General features: G+C 73.7%; 19 protein-coding genes. 13 read left to right on the top strand and 6 right to left on the bottom strand.

The genetic code is table 11. The features are described from left to right. Positions 1-18: 18 nt before the first annotated feature. Genes BLV02_RS21050 through BLV02_RS21040 form a run of 3 tightly spaced genes read left to right on the top strand, consistent with a single transcriptional unit; the run spans position 19 to position 2224 of the window. Positions 19-414 carry a GntR family transcriptional regulator gene (locus tag BLV02_RS21050; protein ID WP_069109993.1) on the top strand — a complete coding sequence of 132 codons (396 nt, stop codon included), beginning with the start codon at positions 19-21 and terminating at the stop codon, positions 412-414. After that, on the top strand, positions 411-1298 hold the full coding sequence (locus tag BLV02_RS21045; RefSeq protein ID WP_069109992.1) for an ABC transporter ATP-binding protein: 888 nt from the start codon (positions 411-413) through the stop codon (positions 1296-1298). Before BLV02_RS21050 ends, BLV02_RS21045 begins: the two co-directional genes overlap by 4 nt. Further along, complete coding sequence (locus BLV02_RS21040) at positions 1295-2224, top strand: ABC transporter permease (protein WP_069109991.1); 930 nt, start codon at positions 1295-1297, stop codon at positions 2222-2224. The genes BLV02_RS21045 and BLV02_RS21040 overlap by 4 nt, the downstream gene beginning before the upstream one ends. Here BLV02_RS21040 and BLV02_RS21035 read toward each other — a convergent pair. From BLV02_RS21035 to BLV02_RS21025, 3 genes are all read right to left on the bottom strand, one after another. Beyond that, positions 2145-2978: an SMP-30/gluconolactonase/LRE family protein gene (locus BLV02_RS21035; protein ID WP_069109990.1), complete on the bottom strand. Its 834-nt coding sequence runs from the start codon at positions 2976-2978 to the stop codon at positions 2145-2147. The two genes, BLV02_RS21040 and BLV02_RS21035, sit on opposite strands and share 80 nt — an antisense overlap. A 52-nt stretch (positions 2979-3030) precedes the next feature. Beyond that, a complete protein-coding gene (locus BLV02_RS21030; RefSeq protein WP_069109989.1) occupies positions 3031-3606 on the bottom strand; it encodes a YdcF family protein in 576 nt (191 codons plus the stop codon). A 73-nt stretch (positions 3607-3679) separates the two neighbouring features. After that, on the bottom strand, positions 3680-4513 hold the full coding sequence (locus BLV02_RS21025; RefSeq protein ID WP_069109988.1) for an alpha/beta fold hydrolase: 834 nt from the start codon (positions 4511-4513) through the stop codon (positions 3680-3682). Positions 4514-4622: 109 nt separating this feature from the next. On the opposite strand from BLV02_RS21025, the gene BLV02_RS21020 reads away from it, so the two are divergent. After that, on the top strand, positions 4623-5120 hold the full coding sequence (locus BLV02_RS21020; RefSeq protein ID WP_069109987.1) for a CGNR zinc finger domain-containing protein: 498 nt from the start codon (positions 4623-4625) through the stop codon (positions 5118-5120). A 572-nt stretch (positions 5121-5692) separates the two neighbouring features. Here BLV02_RS21020 and BLV02_RS21015 read toward each other — a convergent pair. Further along, positions 5693-6097 (bottom strand): VOC family protein, encoded by a 405-nt coding sequence (locus BLV02_RS21015; protein WP_069109986.1) that lies wholly within the window; start codon positions 6095-6097, stop codon positions 5693-5695. Between the two features lie 83 nt (positions 6098-6180). Between BLV02_RS21015 and BLV02_RS21010 the strand changes: the two genes are divergently transcribed. Together BLV02_RS21010 and BLV02_RS21005 are read left to right on the top strand one after the other, a co-directional pair. Continuing rightward, entirely contained in the window at positions 6181-6681 is a 501-nt protein-coding gene (locus tag BLV02_RS21010) for a gluconokinase, GntK/IdnK-type (protein WP_069110267.1), read from the top strand. Positions 6682-6936: 255 nt separating this feature from the next. Further along, a complete protein-coding gene (locus BLV02_RS21005) occupies positions 6937-9396 on the top strand; it encodes a transglycosylase domain-containing protein (RefSeq protein ID WP_069109985.1) in 2460 nt (819 codons plus the stop codon). Here the strand turns inward: BLV02_RS21005 and BLV02_RS21000 are convergent. After that, positions 9377-10726, bottom strand: coding sequence for an FAD-dependent oxidoreductase (locus tag BLV02_RS21000; protein ID WP_069109984.1), 1350 nt, complete (start codon positions 10724-10726; stop codon positions 9377-9379). The two genes, BLV02_RS21005 and BLV02_RS21000, sit on opposite strands and share 20 nt — an antisense overlap. 164 nt (positions 10727-10890) lie before the next feature. On the opposite strand from BLV02_RS21000, the gene BLV02_RS20995 reads away from it, so the two are divergent. The 7 genes from BLV02_RS20995 (at position 10891) to cobA (ending at position 20543) form a co-directional block, all read left to right on the top strand. Next, positions 10891-12258: an MFS transporter gene (locus BLV02_RS20995; protein WP_069109983.1), complete on the top strand. Its 1368-nt coding sequence runs from the start codon at positions 10891-10893 to the stop codon at positions 12256-12258. A 94-nt stretch (positions 12259-12352) separates the two neighbouring features. Continuing rightward, entirely contained in the window at positions 12353-14428 is a 2076-nt protein-coding gene (locus tag BLV02_RS20990) for a molybdopterin oxidoreductase family protein (RefSeq protein ID WP_069110266.1), read from the top strand. Then, on the top strand, positions 14425-15861 hold the full coding sequence (locus tag BLV02_RS20985) for an FAD-dependent oxidoreductase (RefSeq protein ID WP_074946565.1): 1437 nt from the start codon (positions 14425-14427) through the stop codon (positions 15859-15861). Before BLV02_RS20990 ends, BLV02_RS20985 begins: the two co-directional genes overlap by 4 nt. Continuing rightward, positions 15858-18359: a nitrite reductase large subunit NirB gene (nirB, locus tag BLV02_RS20980; RefSeq protein ID WP_069109982.1), complete on the top strand. Its 2502-nt coding sequence runs from the start codon at positions 15858-15860 to the stop codon at positions 18357-18359. Before BLV02_RS20985 ends, nirB begins: the two co-directional genes overlap by 4 nt. Continuing rightward, positions 18356-18697: a nitrite reductase small subunit NirD gene (nirD, locus tag BLV02_RS20975; protein ID WP_069109981.1), complete on the top strand. Its 342-nt coding sequence runs from the start codon at positions 18356-18358 to the stop codon at positions 18695-18697. The genes nirB and nirD overlap by 4 nt, the downstream gene beginning before the upstream one ends. Next, a complete protein-coding gene (locus BLV02_RS20970; RefSeq protein WP_069109980.1) occupies positions 18694-19827 on the top strand; it encodes a uroporphyrinogen-III synthase in 1134 nt (377 codons plus the stop codon). The genes nirD and BLV02_RS20970 overlap by 4 nt, the downstream gene beginning before the upstream one ends. Then, a complete protein-coding gene (gene cobA / locus BLV02_RS20965) occupies positions 19824-20543 on the top strand; it encodes a uroporphyrinogen-III C-methyltransferase (protein ID WP_069109979.1) in 720 nt (239 codons plus the stop codon). The genes BLV02_RS20970 and cobA overlap by 4 nt, the downstream gene beginning before the upstream one ends. A gap of 169 nt (positions 20544-20712) precedes the next feature. Here cobA and BLV02_RS20960 read toward each other — a convergent pair whose 3' ends face one another. After that, complete coding sequence (locus tag BLV02_RS20960; protein WP_069109978.1) at positions 20713-22128, bottom strand: threonine/serine exporter family protein; 1416 nt, start codon at positions 22126-22128, stop codon at positions 20713-20715. Between the last annotated feature and the right edge of the window lie 16 nt (positions 22129-22144).

Raw genomic sequence — 22144 nt, 5'->3', positions numbered from 1 at the left:
AGCAGGGGAGGCGGGCTCGTGTTCGTATTCCAGCTCGACAGCACCTCCGGGGTGCCGCCGTACTTGCAGCTGGTCCATCAGGTGCGGCAGGCGGTCATGGTGGGCTATCTCAGGGAGGGCGACCGGCTGCCGCTGATCAGAGAGGCGGTCGAGCAGCTCGCGATCAACCCCAACACGGTGTCGAAGGCCTATCGCCAGCTCGAGCACGAGGGCCTGGTCGATCCCAGGCCTGGCGTGGGGACGTTCGTCGCGCGCGCTCCCGACGTCACGGTGCCGCCGGCGCAGTACGCGAAGCTGCGCCGAGGCCTGGAGCAGTGGCTGCGCGAGGCCCAGGCCGCAGGACTCGACGAGCAAGCGGTCGGGGCGCTGCTGGCCGTCGTGCGGCGCGAGCTGACCGAGGAGGGTGCGGCATGAGCGCGGCGCTCGTCACCCGGGGCCTGGGCAAGCGGTACCGGTCGACCTGGGCGCTCCGGGACTGTGACCTCGAGGTGCCGACGGGCGCCGTGATCGCGCTGGTCGGGCCGAACGGCGCGGGGAAGACCACGCTGTTGCGACTGGTCGCGGGGCTGCAGCGGCCGTCGGCCGGGTCGGTCTCGCTCTTCGGCGACCTGGCGCCGGCCCAGTCGCCACAGGCCTTGGCGCAGCTGGGGTTCGTGGCCCAGGACCATCCCGTCTACCGGAGATTCCGGGTGTCCGAGCTGCTGCACCTGGGTCGTTCCCTCAACCGGACCTGGGACCAGGACTTCGCCGAGCGGCGCATCGCCGAGCTCGGCATCTCGCCGCGGCAGCGCACCGGCCGGCTCTCCGGCGGCCAGCAGGCCCAGGTCGCCCTCGCTCTGGCCCTCGCCAAACGCCCCCGGCTGCTGATCCTCGACGAGCCGGTGGCCAGTCTCGACCCGCTCGCCCGGCGCGAGTTCCTGCAGATCCTGATGGGCGCTGTGGCCGGCGACGGTCTCACGGTGCTGCTCTCGTCCCACAACGTCGCCGAGTTGGAGCGCGTCTGCGACCACCTGGTGGTGGTCGCGAACGGCAGTGTCCAGCTCGCCGGCGACGTCGACTCCCTGCTCGGCGATCACCGCGTGCTCACCGGCCCGGGCGCGGCGCTGCCCGGCGGCCCGGGCGTGATCCACGTGGACCAGGCCGATCGGCACGCCCACGTGGTCGCCAGGATCGGGCCCGCCGAGCCGATGCCCGGGTGGCAGGCCAGGCCCGTCGGGCTCGAGGAGCTCGTCCTCGCGTATCTGCGACGCGCCCGGGAACCCCGGCCCGTCCCGAGCGAGATGGAGCTGAGCGCATGATCTGGGTGGCCTGGCGTCAACACCGCGGAGAGTTCCTCGGAGCGGCGATCCTGCTGGTGGGCCTCGGCGTCCTGCTGCTCACGCACGGCATGGCGATGCACGACGCCTACGAGCGCCTGGGTCTGCGGGAGTGTCAGCTGGTCTTCCTCTCCGGTACCGATCAGGCCTGCATCGACGAGGTGATGGCCTTCGACCAGCAGTACGTGGGCCTGCCGCAGCAGTTCACCTCCTGGCTGCCGTTCCTGCCGATGGTCGCGGGCATGCTGATCGGGGCTCCGCTGCTGGCCCGCGAGTTCGAGCAGGGCACGTGGCAGCTGGCCTGGACCCAGGGCGTGACCCGGACCCGCTGGCTGGCCACCCAGCTCGTCGTGGTGCTCGGCGTCGTCTTGATCGCCTCGGTGCTGTTCGCCGCCGGCCTGAGCTGGTGGTTCGAACCCGTGGACATCCAGCGGTTCTCGAGCGGGAAGTTCAACCACGCCGTGCTGGTGTTCCCCGGCTACGTGCTGCTGGGCGTGGCGATCGGTGTCCTGGCCGGAGCGGTCTTCCGTCGCGTCCTCGTGGCGGCGGCTGTCGTCATCCCCGTCTACCTCGCGCTGCGGCTGCCGATCGAGTTCGGGCTCCGTCCCCGCTATCGCGAGCCACTGACGTCGGACGACCCCGGCGTGATCGCGCACGGCTGGCCCATCGACGGCATCACCATGGGCCCCGGCGAGGGATTCCCGTCGGTCCGGTACCAGCCGGACGACAGGTTCTGGCAGTTCCAGCTCATCGAGACCGCGATCCTCCTCGGCGTCACCGTCGTCCTGCTGGCGATCGCCTGGCGGCTCGTGCTCGGCCGCGGCGCGGTCAGGGCCGGCCGGCTCCAGGCGCCGGCGCCGGATAGGCGACCAGCCGGCCGGTGGGCTCGGGCGACGGCGGGTCGGTGAAGTCCTGGCCGACGACGTACAGCCGCGGGTCGGGGCCGCGGCTGAGGGCGCAGGCGAAGGCGCCGCGGCCGAAGTCGACGGTGGCCAGCACGTCGCCGCCCTCGCGGACCCGGACGCAGTGCTGGTGGCCGACGTCGGCGTACCAGACCGCTCCGTCGGCGTCGACGCAGATGCCGTCGGGGTGGTCGCCGGGGGTGTCGGCCCAGACGCGACGCTCGCCGAGCGTGCCGTCGTCCTCGATGGGGAACGCGGTGAGCCGGTTCGCGTACGACTCCGCGACGATCAGCGTGGCGCCGTCGGCGGTGACGGCCATGCCGTTGGGGAACGCGAGGCCGCCGGCGACGTGGTCGACCCGGCCGTCAGGGGTGACGCGGACGACGAGGCCGGGCGCGAACTCGCCGGCCGGGAAGTCGAACCCGATGCCGTTGACGTAGGCGTCGCCGCCGGCCGTCACCACGATGTCGTTCCACGGGTGCTCGGAGAACTCGCCGAGGTCCGCGTGCGCGACCATCGACCCGTCGGGCTCGCGCCGCAGCAGCCTGCGCTGCGCGGAGTCGACCACCAGCAGCCGGCCGTCGGGCAGGAAGTCGATGCACATCGGGAACGACTCGACCGTCGCCACCACCTCGTGCCGCCCGTCGTCGTCGACCGCGACGACCTGGTGCGCGCCCCAGTCGGAGAACCACAGCCGGCCGTCGTGCCAGCGCGGCGACTCGCCGAACGCGATCCCGTCCATCAGCACCCGTGCGCTCATGCCCGTTCCTCCTCGTCGGTCTGTCGGGGTAGACCGCGGTGGTGGCGGGAACTCATCGCAGGCGGCGCAGCCGGCGTCGCCCGTATGCGGCCAGGGCCGGCTTGAGCAGGATCCACTCGCCGAACCGGTACTCCGCGCCGCGAACCAGGCGGCTGGCCAGCTCGGGGTGGGCGCGGTGGAGGTACTCGCGGCCCTTCTCGGCGTGCAGCGGGTGCGACACGATCTTGATGCGGTCCGCGCCGGCCAGCAGCGGTGCGGCGTTGGTGATGTTCTCCCAGGTGGTGCGGCTGCCGGGCTCGAGCAGCAGGTCGCCGTCGTAGCCGCGTCCGGCCCGCGCGTACCGCGCCATCAGCGTCGCCTCGGCGACCGGCCCGGCCGTACTGCCGCCGCAGACGACCAGACGGGACGGGCCGAGGTCGGGCCGCTGCGAGCGCAGCCCGGCCCGCACCCGCCAGCGGTTCATCACGTTCGCCCGCGGGCCTCGATCGCGATACCCGAGGACGACGACGGCCTCGCTGCCGCCGGCCGCCGGTGCATCGCCGAGGCGACGGTGCGACGCCCGCCAGTGCTCGTACTCGCCCCAGAGCAGCACGGCGCCCAGTGCGCCCGCGACCCACGCCAGCCTCATGCCGTGACCCTACGGAGCCCGGACGCGCCGAGGGGCGGCCGGGCCGTGGCCCCGCCGCCCCTCGTCCGGCGGACTACTTGCGCAGGAAGGCGAGCAGCGCCTCGTTGACCTCGTCGGCGTGAGTCCAGAGCAGGCCGTGCGGCGCGCCCTCGACCTCGACGTAGTCGGCGTCCGGGAGCCGCTTCGCGAACTCGCGGGCGGTCGCGTCGATCGGCAGGATCCGGTCGGCCGTCCCGTGCAGGATCAGTGCCGGGACGTCGACCTTCTCGATGTCCGCCCGGAAGTCGGTCAGCCAGCTCTGCACCACGGCGAAGGAGGCGTACCAGGAGGCTCCGGCGGCGACGTTCCAGCTGGCCCGGACGGCGGCCTCGCCGATGCGGCTGCCGAGGTTCTCGTCGAGGTTGTAGAAGTCGCTGTAGAACTGGTCGAACCAGGCGTAGCGGTCGGACCTCGCCGCCTGCTCGATGCCGGCGAACACGTCGGCCGGCACGCCGGTCGGGTTGTCGTCGGTCTGCAGCAGGAACGGCTCGAGCGACGCGAGGAAGGCGGCCTTGGCGACCCGCTCGCTGCCGTACGTGCCCAGGTAGCGGCCCACCTCGCCGGTGCCCATCGAGAACCCGACGAGCACGACGTCGCGCAGGTCGAGGGTGTCGAGGACGGTCTTGAGGTCGGCGGCGAAGGTGTCGTAGTCGTACCCGGTGGTCGGCTGGCTGGACCGGCCGAAGCCGCGGCGGTCGTAGCTGATGACGCGGTAGCCGGCGTCCAGCAGGGCGGCCGACTGCTTCTCCCAGGAGTGCCCGTCGAGCGGGTAGCCGTGGATCAGCACGACCGGCTGCCCGGTGCCGTGGTCCTCGTAGTACAGGTCGATGTTCGCCGAGTTCTCGGTTCCGACGGTGATGTACGGCATGACGTGGACTCCTTCTAACTGGTTCGGAAACTTGTGGGGGTTACAAGATGGATCGAAGCATGGCTATTCCCAACCTGTCAAGGGCGTCGATGGGGTTAGAATGGGTCGCATGACGGAGTTGCTGCTCGACCTGGTGAACTCGCGCATCGTCTATCCCGACGGTCCGCGCGACGAGCTGGGTTCGGACGCCGCGGCCCGCGAGTGGCTGCGGTCGCGAGGTGCCCAGGGCACGCGGGCCGAGATCGCCGACGCCCGCGAGGTGCGGTCCGTCCTGGCCGCGGTCATCCGCGGCGAGGCACCGCTGGAGACGCTGGCCCCGTGGGTCGGCGTCATGCGGCGAAGCGCCCTGCTCACCCCCGACGGCCTCAGCTGGCAGGACGACGTCCCCGCCGGCCGGCAGGTGGGCGCGCGCGCCATCGAGGAGTGGGCGGCGCTACAGGGTCCGGACGGGTCGCGCATCCGGCCGTGCGCGGCCCACGACTGCCAGCACTTCCTCGTCGACCACAGCCGCGCGAACGCCCGGAAGTGGCACTCGATGGAGATCTGCGGCAACCGCGCGAAGGCGCGGCGGCACTACGCCCGCTCCAAGGCGGCGGCGGAGGACTGACCGCGGCTGGTCGATGCTTGCTCCGCCCGGCGGCGGGGTGACGGCGGAAGGCCTGGCCCGGCTGCGGGCGGTCGGCCGACGCTGGGCGACGTCCGCGTTGGCCTTCGGGCGGGCGGCGGCACGGTGGCGACCTGCGCGTTCGGCCGGGTACGGTCCCCGCCCGGCTGGGAGGGCTTCCCACCCTGCGGGCGGGCACCGACCATGTCCGCTCGCTGACGGCCAGTGCGGTGGCGGCCGGAGCGCGGGGCGACGTGTGGTGGCGGCTCGTGTGCCGGTGGGCGGTGTGCTTGCGCCGTGGGCTGCGTCGGGAGTGGCCGACCTGTGCCTTGGCGGGCGCTGGGCGCTCGAGGTGAGCTGCTGTCTGATGACTCATACCTGATCCAGGCGATCTGGCCCGCACCGGCGAAGTTGTGCGGTCGCCACGGTGATGGCTCGCCCCGGCGCGGTCCAGTCTGGTCGCAGGCTGGGCCGAGGAACCGTCGCCTGTGGTGACCGCGAGTCATCCTCCTTTTGGGTCGTCATGGCAGCTCAAAAGGTTGATGATCCTGGCAGGGTCTGAGAAACGGCGCCCGTCAGTCGCCGAGTTCGGTGAAGAGAGTGAGCTGCAGGCCGCCGGGGGCGTCGAGGCGGGAGTTGAGGGAGTCCCACGGGGTTCGGGTCGGCTCGGCGAGGACCGTCGCGCCGGCGTCGGCGAGGTGCCGGGTGGTGGCGGCCGAGTCGTCGACCTCCAGGGCGACGCGGATCGGCCCGGCCACCCGTTGGCCGACCTCGACGCGGTCGATGAACTCGGCCTGGGACTGGTCGACGATCTCGAGGGTGGCCCGGCCGGCGCCCAGCAGGATGACCCGGCCGTCGGGGGAGGAGAAGTCGGCGAGCTCGGGCAGGCCCAGCACGTCGCGGTAGAAGCGGACGGCGGCGTCGTGATCGGGGACGGTGACGACGAGGCGGAGTTCGCGCACCGGCGCGGAATCGGTCATGTCCCCAGTCTGGACGCCGCTCCCGTCGCCGGCCAGACCGTGCCACGCTGATCCGCGTGACCCTCCCGCCCCACATCGTCGTCATGGGTGTGTCCGGCTCCGGCAAGACGACCGTCGCGACCCGGCTGGCCGACGCGCTCGGCCGGCCGTTCGCCGAGGCCGACGACCTGCACCCGGCGGCCAACGTCGCCAAGATGGCGGCCGGCACGCCGCTCACCGACGAGGACCGCGCGCCGTGGCTCGCCACTGTGCGTGACTGGCTGACGAACGAGGCGCGGCAGGGTCACGCCGCCGTCGTCACCTGTTCCGCGCTGCGCCGGGTCTACCGCGACGTGCTCCGCGAGGCGGCCGGCGGGGTCACGTTCGTCCACCTCGACGTCGACCCGGACCGGCTCGCCGAGCGCATGCGGCGGCGAAAGGGCCACTTCATGCCGCCGAGCCTGCTGCAGTCGCAGCTCGACACGCTGGAACCGCTGGAGCCGGACGAGGACGGCGTGCGGGTCGCGGCCGAGGGCCGGCCGGACGACGTCGTCGCCGAGACGATGCGCCGGCTCGGTGCGAAGGCGCACGGTCACGCGCAGTGATGTGACCCCGGCCTCGGTTTCGATTCCGGTACGAACCGGGTATACCGGGTCGGCGGGCAGGGCGCGGCGAGACGTGGTCTCCGCTCGCGGGGGTGGCGGAGAACGTCGCTGCGCCGTGCCCGTCCCCGGGCGGGCCGCAGCGGCGCCGGGTGGTGTGATCGGCGTCGCCCGGCGGCCCGGAACTCCACAGCGGTCCCAGCCGTCTTCCCAATGGCACGAGCCACCCAAACCGCGCAACGTACCATCGAAGACGTCATGAGCACGGAACCCGAACCCGATCACACCGAATCCGCCGACCCCTCCGACCGCCCCGACCGGGGCGGTCCGCGTTATCGAGCCGGCCGCAAGAAGCGGACCGGCTGGCGCCGCATCTTCAACTGGAAGGTGTTCGGCTTCACCGTGCTCGGCCTGTTCCTGCTGTTCGCGGGTGCCATCGGCATCGCGTTCGCGATGATCGACGTGCCCGAGCCGAACGACTTCTCCACCTCCGAGTCGACCATCGTCTACTGGGACGACGGCCAGACCGAGCTGGGCCGGTTCAGCGCCGAGAACCGTGAGATCGTCGGCATCGAGGAGATCCCCGAGACCCTCCAGCAGGCCGTCGTGGCGGCCGAGGACCGCAGCTTCTACGAGAACTCCGGGTTCTCGATCACCGGCATGGCCCGGGCCGGCTGGGACGCGCTGACCGGCTCGTCCAGCGCCGGTGGCGGCTCGACCATCACGCAGCAGTACGTCAAGAACTACTACCTCACCCAGGACCGCTCCTACACGCGGAAGCTGCGCGAGCTGGTCATCTCGGTGAAGATCGACCAGGACGTCGACAAGGACCAGATCCTGGGCGACTACCTCAACACCATCTGGTTCGGCCGCGGCACGTACGGCGTGCAGACGGCCTCGCGGTCGTACTTCGGCGTCGACGTCGCCGACCTCGACCTCGCGCAGAGCGCCGCGCTGGCCGCCATCCTGCGCTCGCCGACCCGCTACGACCCCACGCTCGGCCCCGAGAACGCCGAGCGGTTCGCGCAGCGGTTCCAGTACGTCCTCGACGGCATGGTCACGACCGGCGCCGTCGACCAAGCCACCGCCGACGCCACCGTGCCGCCGGAGATCCTGCCCGAGCAGCAGGTCAACCGGTACGGCGGGCCCAACGGCTACCTGCTGATGATGGTCCGCAACGAGCTGGTCGCGATGGGCTACGACGAGCAGGAGATCGAGACCGGCGGCCTGCGCGTGACGTCCACGTTCAACACGCAGGCGCAGTCGGCGGCCATCCAGGCGATCCAGGATGAGCGGCCCACCGAGGACGCCGACGGCGTGCGCATCGGCCTCGCGGCGGTGCGGCCCGGCGACGGCGCCGTCGTGGCGGTGTACGGCGGGCCCGACGCCGTCGAGCAGAGCTACAACGACGCCGTCGACGCCATCCCGCAGGCCGGGTCCACGGTGAAGCCGTTCGTGCTGGCCGCGGCGCTGGAGAACGGCTACTCGCTGCGCAGCCGCTTCTGGGGCAACTCGCCGTTCGACCCGCCCGAGCTCGGCCCGCCGGTGAACAACCAGGGCAACCGCGACTACGGCCGCAACGTCACGCTCGAACGCGCCATGGAGAGCTCCGTCAACACCGCGTTCGTCGACGTCGCCCTGCAGATGGGTGCCGACAAGGTGGCCGACTCCCTGGTCCGGGCCGGGTTCCCCGACGACGAGCAGTTGTCCGCGAACCTCAACCCGCGCATCGCCATCGGCATCGGCGGCGTGTCGGCGCTGAACATGGCCAACTCCTACGCCACGCTCGCGGCCCAGGGCCTGCGCTCGACCACGACCACCGTCCAGCAGATCGTCGACCGCGACGGCGCCGTCATCCACGAGCTGCAGGCGTCCGGGGAGCGGGTGTACGAGGAGGACGTCACCAACGACGTCACCTACGCGCTCACCGAGACCGTCGACAACGGCACCGCCGACGCCGCACAGGACCTCGACCGCCCGGTCGCCGCGAAGACGGGTACCCACGACGACAAGACGGCCTGGTTCGCCGGCTACACGCCGCAGCTGGCAGCGTCGGTCGTGTACTTCCGCGGCGACGGCACCGAGTCGCTCGACGGCGTCGGCGGCATGTCCCACTTCAGCGGCGGCGCCTTCCCCGGCCGCACCTGGACGGCGTTCATGGAGGGCGCGCTCGAGGGGCTGCCCGAGGAGGACTTCCCCGACGCCGCGAACATCCGCGAGGACAACGGCAACGACGACGAGGACCGGCCGAGCAACAACCGTCCCAACCGTCCTGACAACGACGACGAGGACGAGGACGACAACAACGGCAACCAGAACGGCAACGAGGGCGGGCGGCCCCCGACCGAGGAGCCGCCGCCGACCGAGGAGCCGCCGCCGAGCAGCGACGAGGGTGGCGAAGAGCCGCCGCCCGGTACTGACGGCGGCACCGAGTCCGGCACCGACACGGGCGGCACGGACACCGGCGGCACGGACACCGGCGGCACCGAGTCCGGCACCGACACCGGCGGGACGGACACCGGCGGCACCGAGTCCGGCACCGACACCGGCGGCACCGACACGGGTGGCACCGACACCGGCGGGACGGACACCGGTGGCACCGAGATCGGCACCGAGCTGGGCGGCACCGACACCGGCGCCGACGCGGGCCGGGGCGCGGTCGTGCTGCTCGGCGCGGGTGCGCTGGCCGTCGGCGGGATCAGCCGGCGGCGTCGATGACCTCGAGGGCGGTGGCGAGGTCGTGCACCACGATCGGGTCACCGCCCGCGGCGTCGCCAGTCGCCTTCTCGTGCGCCTCGAGCCGTAGCCAGTCGGCCCACGTCACGACCCTGACGCCGCGCTCGGCCAGCAGCTTGTCGACGCTGTCGGGGTCGGACGGACGCTCCGGCAGGGTGTCGAGGTCGGCGAGCACCGACTCGGCGACCTCGTTGGCGTCGCCGCGGTTGGTCGCGATGACGCCGGTGGGGCCGCGGCGCAGCCAGCCGGTCACGTAGACCCCGGCGAGCGTCGCGCCGTCGTCGAGCACCCGGCCGTCCTGCGACGGGATGGTGCCGCTGCTCTCGTCGAACGGCAGCCCCGGGATCGGCCGGCCGTGGTAGCCGATGGCCCGCACGACCAGTTGCGTCGGCAGCGTGAGCGTCGGCGCGCCGCCGGGCCGGGTGGGCTCGAGCTCGATGCCGGCGACCGCGGTGTCGCCGAGGATGCGCGCCGGCCGCCGCCAGTAGTGCAGGTGGATGCGGCGCGGCGCGCCGGTGACCGGGCGCTCGGACCACTCGCGGCAGACGTCGACGGTGACCTTGGCGTGCCGGTCGTGGGCCACGGCCTCCTCGTCGGCCGGTCCGAGCACGAGGTCGGCGGGGTCGACGACGAGATCGACGGCGTCGAGGGCGCCCAGCTCGTGCAGCTCGGGCGAGGTGAACTTGGCCTGCGCCGGCCCGCGCCGGGCGACGAGGTGGATGTCGGTGACGGTGCTGGCGGCGAGCGTCTCGAGGACGTGCCGCGGCATGGAGGTGCCGCGCAGCGCCGTCGCGTCCTTGGCGAGGATGCGCGCGATGTCGAGGGCGACGTTGCCGGCGCCGATGACCGTCGCACTGGTGAGACCGTGTGGCAGCGAGACGGCGCCCGCCTCGGGGTGGCCGGTGTACCAGGCGACCAGCTCGGACGCGCCGTACGAGCCGGGGAGGTCCTCGCCCGGGATGCCGAGCCGGCGGTCGCCGAGCATGCCGGTGGACACCACCACGGCGTCGTAGCCGGCCCGCAGCTCGTCGACCGTGATGTCGCGGCCCACGCTCACGTTGCCGAGGAACCGCACCCGGGTGTGCTCGAAGCCGCGGGCCAGCACGCGCGAGATGTTGCGGGTCTTCGGATGGTCAGGCGCGACGCCGTAACGGACCAGGCCGTACGGGGCGGGCGCGGCCTCGAACACGTCGATGCGGTCGAACCGTTCCTCGCGGACCAGCGCCGCCAGGGCGTACAGCCCGGCCGGACCCGCACCGACGATGGCGGCCGCCCGGCCGGCCGCCTCGGATCGACTCCCGTCGTCCTCCATCCCACCAACGTATGCCGTCGGCGCCCGCCCGCACCAGAGGCTCACGGGCGCGGTGGGGGCGGCGTGAGGAGACGTTGACACGGGCGGGCTGCTCGGGCGACACCGCGGTAACGGCGCGTTCCTAGCGTCGGCGTCGGAGTCAGACCCCCGACCCGGAGGACGTCATGACACAGACGCCAACGCTCGCCCCGCCCGCGCCGTCCCCTCCCGTGCGACGGGGCGGGCGGTGGATCGACCACTGGGAGCCGGAGGACGAGACGTTCTGGCAGCGCACCGGCCGCGGCATCGCCCGGCGCAACCTGGTCGTCTCCATCGTCGCCGAGAACGTCGCGTTCTCGGTGTGGACGCTGTGGAGCATCTCGTCCGCGCTGCTGGTCGCCCACTACGGCTTCGGCTTCAGCGCCGCCCAGATGTTCTTCCTCGTCGCGGTCCCGAACCTGGTCGGCGCGGTCCTGCGCATCCCGTACACGTTCGCGGTCCCGCGCTTCGGCGGCCGGAACTGGACGGTCGTCAGCGGGCTGCTGCTGCTCGTGCCGACGGTGCTGCTGGCGGTGGCGGTCGGCAACCCGGGCACGCCGTACTGGGCGTTCCTGCTGATCGCGGCGACGGCCGGGTTCGGCGGCGGGAACTTCGCGTCCAGCATGACGAACATCAGCTTCTTCTACCCGGACCGGTCGAAGGGACTGGCGCTCGGCCTGAACGCGGCCGGCGGGAACATCGGCGTCGCGCTGATCCAGCTCGGGCTGCCGCTGATCGTCGGCGCCGGCGGGCTGTTCGGGCTGGTCGGCGCGAGCGCCGCCGGGGTGGACCTGGCCCGGGCGGGATGGGCGTGGGCGGCGCTGGGGCTGGTCGCGGCGGTCTGCGCGTGGTTCTTCATGGACAACCTGTCGGTGTCGCTGGCGACGTTCCGCTCGCAGATCACGGTCGTCCGGCACCGGCACACCTGGATCGTGTCGTGGCTCTACATCGGCACGTTCGGCTCGTTCATCGGCTACTCGTCGGCGTTCCCGCTGCTCATCCAGCTGCAGTTCCCGGAGGTGCCGGCGGCGAACTACGCGTTCCTCGGCGCGCTGGTCGGTTCGGTGGCGCGGCCGTTCGGCGGCTGGCTGTCCGACCGGGTGGGTGGGGCGCGGGTGACGTTCTGGAACTTCGCGGCGATGGCCGCCGGCACCGTCGTCGTGATCGTGGCGGTCGACGGCGGCAGCTGGCCGCTGTTCCTCGGCGCGTTCCTGCTGGTGTTCGTGACGACCGGGCTCGGCAACGGGTCGACGTTCCGGATGATCCCGATGATCTTCCGTGACCGGACGGAGGCGGCCGCCGTCATCGGGCTGTCGTCGGCGGTGGGCGCGTTCGGCGGGTTCGCCATCGTCGCGACGTTCGGTGTGCTCGGCCTGGTGAACGACGGCCGGGTGCCGGCCGGCGCGGTGGCGGCCGCGTTCGTGATCTTCCTCGGCTTCTACGTCACCTGTGCGCTCCTGACCTGGTGGAACTACGCGCGACGGGGTGCGGCACTGGCCGGCTCCGACATCTGATCACGGCCGGCGGAGGTGACGAGTGCGAGGCATTTATCGCGGGCGTAACGTGACGGAGCCGGTCCGGAAACGGCCGGTTCACATCGTGGCGGGCATGGGCACCACGGCCACCCACTGCGCGTACTGCGCGCTGCAGTGCGCGATGACGCTGACGGCGGACGCCGTCGGCCGCGTTACCGTGGGCCCGCGCGACTTCCCGACCAACCGCGGCGGCCTGTGCCAGAAGGGCTGGACGGCGGCCGAGCTGCTCTCGTCGCCGCACCGGCTGACGACGCCGCTGCTGCGTGTCGACCGGTCGGCGTCGTTTCGCGAGGCGAGCTGGGACGAGGCGCTGGACGTGGTGGCGGCCCGGCTGACCGCGACCCAGCGCGACCACGGCCGCGACACGGTCGCCGTCCTCGGCGGCGGCGGGCTGACCAACGAGAAAGCCTACCAGCTGGGCAAGTTCGCCAGGGTCGCGCTGCGGACGAAGAACATCGACTACAACGGCCGGTACTGCATGTCGTCGGCTGCGGCGGCGTCGAACCGGGCGTTCGGCATCGACCGCGGGCTGCCGTTCCCGCTGCCCGACCTCGCCGAGACGGGCGCCGTCCTGCTGGCCGGCGGCAACGTCGCCGAGACGATGCCGCCGTTCGTGCGGCACCTGGCCGCCGTCGTCGACCGCGGCGGCGCACTGATCGTCGCCGACCCGCGCCACACCGCCACGGCCGAGCGGGCGACGCTGCACCTGCCGGTGCTGCCCGGCACCGACCTCGCGCTGGCGCTCGGGCTGCTGCACATCGCCGTCGCCGACGGTCACGCCGACCGCGCCTACATCCACGACCGCACGACCGGCTTCGACGCGGCCTGGCGGGCGGCCGCGCAGTGGTGGCCGGAGCGGGTGGAACGGGTCACGGGAGTCTCGGTGCAGGCACAGCGGGCGACGGTCGCGCAGCTGGCCGCGGGCGCGCGCGGCCGCGGCGCCGTCGTCCTCACCGCCCGCGGCGCGGAGCAGCAGAGCAAGGGCACCGACACCGTCTCGGCGCTGATCAACCTGACGCTGGCGCTCGGCCTGCCCGGCAAGCCGTCCAGCGGGTTCGGCTGCATCACCGGCCAGGGCAACGGTCAGGGCGGGCGCGAACACGGGCAGAAGGCGGACCAGCTGCCCGGGTACCGGCGCATCGACGATCCCGCCGCCCGCGCGCACGTCGCCGCCGTCTGGGGCGTCGACCCGGACGACCTGCCCGGGCCGGGCCCGTCGGCGTACGAGCTGATCGAGCGCCTCGGGACGGACGGCGGGCCGCGGGCGCTGCTGGTGCACGGCACGAATCTCGCCGTGTCGTCGCCGCGGGGCCGGTTCGTCGCGGACCGGCTGGCCGCGCTCGACCTGCTGGTGGTCAGCGACGTCGTGCTGTCCGAGACCGCCGCGCTGGCCGACGTCGTCCTGCCGGTCACGCAGTGGGCCGAGGAGGACGGCACGATGACCAACCTCGAGGGCCGGGTGATCCGCCGTCGCCGGGCGGTCGCGCCGCCGCCGGGGGTGCGCACCGAGCTGTCCGTGCTGGCCGCGCTCGCGGAGCGACTGGGCCGCGGCGACCGGTTCAGCGACGACCCGGAGACCGTCTACGACGAGTTGCGCCGGGCCAGTGCGGGCGGCGTCGCCGACTACGCCGGCATCGGCTGGGACCGCATCGACGCCGAGGGCGGCGTGTTCTGGCCGTGCCCGTCGGTCGCGCACCCGGGGACGCCGCGGCTGTTCGCGGACGGCTTCCCGACGCCGGACGGCCGGGCCCGGTTCGTCGCCGTCGAGCACCGGCCGCCGGCCGAGGACGTCGACGCGGAGCACCCGGTGTACCTCACGACCGGGCGGATCCTGCAGCAGTACCAGAGTGGTGCGCAGACCCGCCGGATCGCGGCGCTGGCGGCCGAGCCGCACGTGGAGATCCACCCCGACCTGGCCCTCCGGTCCGGGCTGGCCGACGGCGACCTCGTCCGGGTGGTCAGCCGCCGCGGCGACGCCGTCGGGCGGGTCCGGCTGACCACGACCATCCGGCCCGACACCGTCTTCATGCCGTTCCACTGGGGCGGCGAGCAGGCGGTGAACCGGGTGACGAACCCCGCGCTGGACCCGGTGTCGCGGATGCCGGAGTTCAAGGTGTGCGCGGTACGGCTGGAGCGGGTGGTCGCGTGACCCGGGTCCTCGTCGTCGGGCACGGCATGGCCGGCGCCCGGTTCGTGCAGGAGCTGCGCACCCGCGACCCCGGCCGCCGGTTCGAGCTGACGGTGCTGGGTGCGGAGCCGGAAGCCGCGTACAACCGGGTGCTGCTGTCGTCGGTGCTGGCCGGGTCGCTGGCGCCGGCGGAGATCGAGACGGTGCCGTCGGCCTGGTACGCCGCCGAAGACGTCGAGCTGCGCACCGGCGTCACCGTGGCCGCGATCGACCGTCGCCGCCGCCGGGTCCTGACCACCGCCGGTGAGCACGTCCCGTACGACCACCTCGTGCTGGCCACCGGCAGCCGTCCGTGGGTGCCGCCGATCGAGGGGCTGACCGGCGACGACGGCGAGCTGGACCGCGACGTCGCCGTGTTCCGCACGCTGGGCGACTGCCGGGCGATGCTGGCGCGGCTGCACCGGGTGCGGCACGCGGTGGTGCTCGGCGGCGGGCTGCTCGGCCTGGAGGCGGCCCGCGGGCTGGCCGGTCGTGGCATCGCCGTCGAGGTCGTGCACCCGGCGGACCGGCCGATGGAGCGGCAGCTGGACCTCGACGCCGGCCGGGTGCTGGCCCGGACGCTGCGCTCGCTGGGGGTGCACGTGCGGCTGAACGCGGGAGCGGTGCGGTTCACCGACGGCTGGGGCGGCGGCGGGCGCGGCCTGCGGCTGGAGGACGGCACCCGGCTGCCGGCCGACCTCGTCGTCGTGGCCTGCGGCGTGCGTCCGAACAGTGCGCTGGCCGCCGCGGCGGGGCTCGAGACCGGCCGGGCGGTCGTCGTCGACGACACCATGACCTCGGTGACCGACCCGGCGATCCACGCCATCGGCGAGTGCGCGCAGCACGACGGCCAGGTGTACGGGCTGGTGGCGCCGGCGTGGGAGCAGGCCGCGGTGCTGGCGGACGTGCTCAGCGGCGGGCCCGCGCGCTACGGCGGCTCGGCCGTCGTCACCCGGCTCAAGGCGGCCGGCGTCGACCTCGCCGCGATGGGCGAGACCGACGTCGACGACTTCGCCGACGGCGTCGAGGTGCTGCGGTTCGCCGACCCGGCCCGCGGGACGTACCAGAAGGTCGTGATCCGCGACGACCGCGTCACCGGCGCGATCATGCTCGGCGGGCCGGAGACCGTCGGCGCCGTCACCCAGCTGTTTGACCGCGCGGCGCCGGCGCCGGCCGACCGGCGGGCGCTGATCTTCCCCGGCGTGGCCGCGTCCTCCGCCGACGCCGCGGACGCGCCGGACGACCAGACCATCTGCCGCTGCAACGGCGTCACCGCCGGCCGGATCCGCGCGGCCGGCGCCGGCACCGTCGCCGAGGTCGCCGCCACCACCCGCGCGACCACCGGCTGCGGCGGCTGCCGCGCCGACGTCGCCGCGCTGCTCGCGTCCCGATCCACCGTGGAGGTCCCCGCATGAGCACACCACGTCACCTCGTCGTCGTCGGCAACGGCATGGTCGGGCAGCGGCTGGTCGAGGCGGTCCGGCAGCGCGACCCGCAGCAGCGGTGGCGGATCACCGTCCTCGGCGAGGAGCCGCGGCCCGCCTACGACCGCGTCGCGCTGACCTCGTACCTCACCGGGACGACCGAGGAGGAGCTGCGGCTGGTCCCGGACGGCTGCTACGACGACGGCTGCGCGCTGGTGCTGGGCGAGGCGGTCGTCGAGGTCGACCGCGACGCCCGGCGGGTGCGCACGTCGGCCGGCCGGGAGCTCGCCTACGACGCGCTGGTGCTGGCCACCGGCTCGCGGCCGTTCGTCCCGCCGGTGCCGGGCGCGGACCTGGACGGCTGCTTCGTCTACCGGACCATCGACGACCTGGACGCGATCCGCACGCGGGCGGCGTCCGTGTCGTCCGGCGTGGTCGTGGGTGGCGGCCTGCTCGGGCTGGAGGCGGCGAACGCGCTGCTCTCGCTCGGGCTGTCGACCAGCGTGGTGGAGTTCGCGCCGCGGCTGATGCCCGCGCAGATCGACCGCGGCGGCGGCGAGGTGCTGCGGCGCAGGGTCGAGGCGCTCGGGCTGACGGCGCGGCTGGACACCGCGACCGAGCGGATCGCGGCCGTCGACGGCGGACTGCGGCTGACCTTCGCCGACGGATCGTCGCTGGACACCGGGGTGGTGGTGTTCTCCGCCGGGATCCGGCCGCGGGACGAGCTGGCCCGGTCCGCCGGTCTCGCCGTCGGGGAGCGCGGCGGCGTCGTCGTCGACGAGGGGTGCCGGACGTCCGACCCGGCGATCTGGGCCGTCGGCGAGTGCGCCCTGGCCGGCGGCCGCGTCTACGGGCTGGTCGCGCCCGGCTACGAGATGGCCGAGGTGGTGGCCGACCGGCTGCTCGGCGGCGACGCGGCGTTCGCCGAGGCCGACACGTCCACGAAGCTCAAGCTGCTCGGCGTCGACGTCGCCAGCTTCGGCGACGCGCACGCGGCGGCGCCGGACGCGCTCGAGGTCGTGTACGCCGACCCGGTCGGCGGCGTCTACAAGAAGCTGGTCGTCACCGACGACGCGTCGCGGCTGCTCGGCGGCGTGCTGGTCGGCGACGCGTCGGCCTACGCGGCGCTGCGGACCATGGTCGGGCAGCCGCTCGCCGACACCCCCGAGCAGCTGCTGCTGGCCGGGCCGTCCACGTCCGACCTCGGCGACGACGCTCAGGTGTGCTCGTGCCAGAACGTGTCGGCCGGCGCCATCCGCGCCGCGATCCACGACGAGGGCTGCGCGGACGTGGGAGCGCTGAAGGCGTGCACCCGGGCCGGCACCGTCTGCGGCAGCTGCGTCCCGCTGTTGAAGACGCTGCTCACGCAGTCCGGCGTCGAGGCGAACCCGGCGCTGTGCGAGCACTTCGCGATGGGACGGGCGGAGCTGTTCGACCTCGTGCGGGTCACCGGGCTGCGGACGTTCAGCGGGATCGTCGCCCGGCACGGGACCGGGCGCGGCTGCGACATCTGCAAGCCGGTGGTCGCGTCGATCCTGGCGTCGCTCGGGAGCGGGCACGTCCTCGACGGTGAGCAGGCGGCGCTGCAGGACACCAACGACCACTTCCTGGCCAACCTGCAGCGCAACGGCACCTACTCCGTCGTGCCCCGGGTGCCGGGCGGCGAACTGACACCGGAGGGGCTGATCGCGATCGGCGAGGTGGCCCGCGACTTCGGCCTCTACTCCAAGATCACCGGCGGGCAGCGCATCGACCTGCTCGGCGCCCGCGTGGAGCAGCTGCCGGCGATCTGGCGGCGGCTGGTCGACGCCGGGTTCGAGAGCGGGCACGCGTACGGCAAGGCGCTGCGGACGGTGAAGTCGTGCGTCGGGTCGGCCTGGTGCCGCTACGGCGTGCAGGACTCCACGTCGCTGGCGATCATGCTGGAGCTGCGCTACCGCGGGCTGCGGGCGCCGCACAAGATCAAGGCCGGCGTCTCCGGGTGCGCCCGCGAGTGCGCCGAGGCGCGCAGCAAGGACGTCGGCATCATCGCGTCGGAGCACGGCTGGAACCTCTACGTCGGCGGCAACGGCGGGTTCCGGCCGCGGCACGCCGAGCTGTTCGCGTCCGACCTCTCCGCCGAGGCGCTCGTCGCGCTGGTGGACCGCTTCCTCATGTTCTACGTGCGGACGGCGGACCGGCTGCAGCGCACGTCCGCCTGGATCGAGGCGCTCACCGACGAGCACGGCGACGGCCTGGCCTACCTGCACCGCGTCCTCGTCGCCGATTCCCTGGGTCTCGGCGCCGAACTGGAGGCCGCGATGCAGGCGCACGTCGGCTCCTACGCCGACGAGTGGGCCGCGGTCCTCGACGACGAGGAGAAGCTCGGCCGGTTCGTGTCGTTCGTCAACGCCCCCGACGCACCCGACCCGAGCATCCGGTTCGAGGTGGAGCGCGGGCAGATCCGTCCCGTCGTGGCGGGGCCGACCCTGGAGGTGGTGCGCCGATGACCGTTCTCGACGTCCGGCTGTGGACCGTCGTCTGCCGCCTCGACCGGCTGCTGCCCGAGCGCGGAGTGGCGGCGCTGGTCGGCGGCGTGCAGGTGGCGATCTTCCGCGGTGTCTCCGGCGAGGTCCACGCGGTGGGCAACCGCGACCCGTTCAGCGGTGCCTACGTGTTGTCGCGCGGCATCGTGGGGTCGCGCGGCGCCGAGCCGACCGTCGCGTCGCCCTTGCACAAGCAGGTGTTCTCGCTGGTCACCGGGGAATGCCTGGACTCGGCGGGCGTCACGGTGCCGGTGTACGACGTGCGGGTGCGCGACGGCGACGTCGAGGTGGCGGTGCCGTGACGGAGCACCTGCCGCTGGCGGGGTTCACCGTCGCCTTGACGGCCGCGCGCCGGCGGGAGGAGCTGGGCGCGCTGCTGGAGCGGCGCGGCGCCCGGGTCGTGCAGGCGCCGGCGATCCGGATCGTCCCGCTCGACGACGACGCCGAGCTGCTGGCGGCGACCCGGCGGTGCGTCGACGAGCCGGTCGACATCGCCGTCGCCACCACCGGGATCGGGTTCCGCGGCTGGATGGAGGCGGCCGACGGCTGGGGGCTGGGCGAACGGCTGCTGGACCGGCTCGGCTCGGCGACGCTGCTGGCCCGCGGCCCGAAGGCACGCGGCGCGCTGCGGGCGGCCGGGCTGACCGACGACTGGGCGCCGCCGTCCGAGTCGTCCGCCGAGGTGCTGGAGCACCTGCTCGCGCAGGACCTGACCGGCCGGCGCATCGCGGTGCAGCTGCACGGCGAACCGCTGCCCGACGTCACCGATGCGCTGACCGCCGCCGGCGCCGTCGTCGTCGCCGTGCCGGTCTACCGCTGGGTGCCGCCGGACGACGTCGCGCCGCTGGGCCGGCTGGTCGAGGCGGTCGCGGCGCGGCAGGTCGACTGCGTCGTGTTCACCAGCGCGCCGGCGGTGGCCAGCCTGTTGTCACTGGCGTCGTCCATGGGGCTGTCGTCCGCGGTGCTCGACGCGCTGCGGTCGTCGGTGCTGCCCGCGTGCGTCGGGCCGGTGACCGCGGCGCGGCTGGAGCGGCTGGGCATCGCGACGGTGCAGCCGGCCCGCTCGCGGCTGGGCGCGCTGGTCCGCGAGATCGTGGCGTCGTTGCCGGCCCGCTGCCGCACGCTGCGGGCCGCCGGGCACGCCGTCCAGCTGCGCGGGCACGCCGTCGTCGTCGACGGGGAGGTGCGCGAGCTGCCGCCCGGGCCGATGGCCGTGCTGGCCGAGCTGGCCCGCCGTCCCGGCGTCGTCGTGTCGCGGGCCGAACTGCTCGCCGTCCTGCCCGGCGGCGGTTCGGACGAGCACGCGGTCGAGATGGCGGTCACCCGGCTGCGCGGCGCTGTCGGGGCGAAGGTCGTCCAGACCGTGGTGAAGCGCGGCTACCGCCTGGCCTACGAGCCCGAGGCGTCGGGCGCGGCGAAGTACTCGTCATGACGGGCCACGTGGCGATCGTCGGCGGCGGTCCGGGCGACCCGGGGCTGCTCACGCTGCGCGGGTTCGACCTGCTCAAACAGGCCGACGTCGTGCTGGTGGACCGGCTGGCGCCGCGGTCGCTGCTGGACGCGCTGTGCCCCGACGTCGAGATCGTCGACGTCGGCAAGGAGCCGCACAAGCACCGGCGCGGCCAGCGCGAGATCGAGACGCTGATGATCGACCGCGCCCGCCGCGGGCTGCGCGTCGTCCGGCTCAAGGGCGGCGACCCCTTCGTCTTCGGCCGCGGCGGCGAGGAGACGCTCGCCTGCGCCTCGGCCGGCGTGCCGTACGAGGTGGTGCCCGGCGTGACGAGCGCCGTCGCCGTGCCCGCGCTGGCCGGCATCCCGGTGACGCAGCGCGGCGTGACGCAGGAGGTGACGATCGTCAGCGGGCACGCCCACCCGGACGCGCCGGAGTCGACCGTCGACTGGGACCGGCTGGCGGCCGGCGCCGGCACGATCGTCGTGCTGATGGGCGTGACGCACCTGTCCGGTATCGCCGCCCGGCTCGTCGCCGGCGGGCGGCGGCCGGGCACGCCGGTCGCCGTGGTGATGTCCAGCGGGGTGCGGGTCGTCGTCGCGACGCTCGACACCGTCGGCTGCGCGGCCGAGGGGATCGAGCCGCCCGCCGTCGTCGTGATCGGCGACGTGGTCGCGCTGCGCGACCTGCTGGCGTGAGCGTCCGAGGGGGTGTCTCCCGGGTCCGTGGCCTACTGCGCGACGTCCAGGCGGCGCCTCGCGGCGTTCTCGTCAGTCGTCATAGAACCCCGCTATGACTCCTTCCTCGCACCTTGCGAGGCATCCACCTGGACGCCGCTCGCTACGGCCGAGACCCGGGAGACACCCCCTAGCTGCGGGTGCCGCGGGCGCGGCGGGCGACCCGGCGCTGCCAGCGGTCCATCTCCGAGCGCAGCGGCGTGGCCAGGAACTCGCCCAGTGTGACGCCGGCGGCCAGCGCCAGCGCGATGCCGAACGCGGCGATCAGCTGTCCCGTCCCGCCGACGACGTCGTCGCCCTCGACCATGCGGAACATCGCGTTGTAGATCGCCAGGCCCGGCAGCAGCGGCGTGATGCCGCACACCGAGATGACCAGGTTCGGCGTCTTCAGCGGCTCGCTCAGGCCGCCGGCGATCAGGCCCACCACCAGCGCCGCCAGGAAGGACGAGCCGGCCGGGCCGATCTCCAGCACCTGACGGCCCAGCAGCAGCACCGCGGCCGCCACCATGCCGACGCCGAGCACGACCGGGATCGTGCGCGCCCGCGTGTACGACGCGAGGCTCCAGGCGCCGGCGATGAGGCCGCCGCTGAGGATCTGGATCGTGGTCGGGATGTTCAGCGTGCCCGGTTCGAGGATCGTCAGCGGGATGCCGGCGCGCTGGCCGAGATCGAGCATGACGCCGATGCCGACCACCAGCCCGATGGTGTGCAGCACCACCTCGTACGTGCGCGCCGCCGCCGTCAGCGGGTAGCCGGCGATGGCGTCCTCGGCCGAGCCGACCAGCGACAGCCCGGCCAGCAGCACGACGATGCCGGACGCCACGATCAGCGACGGCGGCAGCAGCGTCGGCGACCAGCCGAACCGGTCCGTCGCCCACAACGCCGCCAGCCCCACCACCGTCGCCAACCCGGCGCCGATGACCTGCTGGAACAGGTACGGCAGGCCCCACCGGCGCAGCGCGCGCAGCGTCCGGTCGATGACGATCGTGGTGACCGCCGCGACCAGCGCCACCAGCCAGCCGCCGTTGAGCAGCAGCGCCACCCCCGAGGCCATCAGGCCCAGCGCCAGCGTCACGATCCAGCGCCGGTACGGGTGCGGCGCCGCCAGGACCTCGTCCAGCTTCCGCTGCGCGTCGTCGAGGGTGACGCCGCCGCGATGCACCTCGTCGACGAGGTCGAACAGCTCCGCCAACCGGCTGTAGTCGGAGTTGCGCAGGTTGATGACGCGGACCTTCGTGATGGGGTCGTCGTCGCGGTCGATGGACGCGATGATCGAGATGAACGTGATGTCGACCTGCAGCCGCGTCACCCCGAACCCGGCCGCGAGCCGCAGCAGCGCCGCCGTCACGTCCGCCACCGGCGCACCCGTGGCCACCATGGCGTCGCCGGTGCGCAGGATGAGGTCCAGGACCTGCCGCTCCTCCTCCGCCGTCAGCCGGCTCTGCAGGCCGCGGATCGCCAGCGGCTGCGTCGGCGGGCCCTGCGGGCGGACCACGCGGCGGGCCCGCTGCCGGAACGGGCCCTGGGCGCTCGGGTCGTACGTCATGATCCGACGGTACGAA

The organism is Jiangella alba, from assembly GCF_900106035.1.
GTDB classification, from domain to species: domain Bacteria; phylum Actinomycetota; class Actinomycetes; order Jiangellales; family Jiangellaceae; genus Jiangella; species Jiangella alba.
The sequence above is the reverse complement of the archived record's forward strand: the minus strand, read 5'-3'. Positions and strand labels throughout refer to the sequence as shown.

What these genes read in the sequence shown, in the direction of transcription:
- BLV02_RS21010 (WP_069110267.1), top strand. Translation starts at nt 6,181, where the DNA reads ATGGGTGTGTCCGGCTCCGGCAAGACGACCGTCGCGACCCGGCTGGCC.
- BLV02_RS21025 (WP_069109988.1), bottom strand. Translation starts at nt 4,513, where the DNA reads ATGCCGTACATCACCGTCGGAACCGAGAACTCGGCGAACATCGACCTG.
- BLV02_RS20990 (WP_069110266.1), top strand. Translation starts at nt 12,353, where the DNA reads ATGGGCACCACGGCCACCCACTGCGCGTACTGCGCGCTGCAGTGCGCG.
- BLV02_RS21045 (WP_069109992.1), top strand. Translation starts at nt 411, where the DNA reads ATGAGCGCGGCGCTCGTCACCCGGGGCCTGGGCAAGCGGTACCGGTCG.
- BLV02_RS21030 (WP_069109989.1), bottom strand. Translation starts at nt 3,606, where the DNA reads ATGAGGCTGGCGTGGGTCGCGGGCGCACTGGGCGCCGTGCTGCTCTGG.
- BLV02_RS21040 (WP_069109991.1), top strand. Translation starts at nt 1,295, where the DNA reads ATGATCTGGGTGGCCTGGCGTCAACACCGCGGAGAGTTCCTCGGAGCG.
- BLV02_RS20960 (WP_069109978.1), bottom strand. Translation starts at nt 22,128, where the DNA reads ATGACGTACGACCCGAGCGCCCAGGGCCCGTTCCGGCAGCGGGCCCGC.
- BLV02_RS21005 (WP_069109985.1), top strand. Translation starts at nt 6,937, where the DNA reads ATGAGCACGGAACCCGAACCCGATCACACCGAATCCGCCGACCCCTCC.
- BLV02_RS20995 (WP_069109983.1), top strand. Translation starts at nt 10,891, where the DNA reads ATGACACAGACGCCAACGCTCGCCCCGCCCGCGCCGTCCCCTCCCGTG.
- BLV02_RS21020 (WP_069109987.1), top strand. Translation starts at nt 4,623, where the DNA reads ATGACGGAGTTGCTGCTCGACCTGGTGAACTCGCGCATCGTCTATCCC.
- BLV02_RS21015 (WP_069109986.1), bottom strand. Translation starts at nt 6,097, where the DNA reads ATGACCGATTCCGCGCCGGTGCGCGAACTCCGCCTCGTCGTCACCGTC.
- BLV02_RS21000 (WP_069109984.1), bottom strand. Translation starts at nt 10,726, where the DNA reads ATGGAGGACGACGGGAGTCGATCCGAGGCGGCCGGCCGGGCGGCCGCC.
- cobA (WP_069109979.1), top strand. Translation starts at nt 19,824, where the DNA reads ATGACGGGCCACGTGGCGATCGTCGGCGGCGGTCCGGGCGACCCGGGG.
- nirB (WP_069109982.1), top strand. Translation starts at nt 15,858, where the DNA reads ATGAGCACACCACGTCACCTCGTCGTCGTCGGCAACGGCATGGTCGGG.
- nirD (WP_069109981.1), top strand. Translation starts at nt 18,356, where the DNA reads ATGACCGTTCTCGACGTCCGGCTGTGGACCGTCGTCTGCCGCCTCGAC.
- BLV02_RS21035 (WP_069109990.1), bottom strand. Translation starts at nt 2,978, where the DNA reads ATGAGCGCACGGGTGCTGATGGACGGGATCGCGTTCGGCGAGTCGCCG.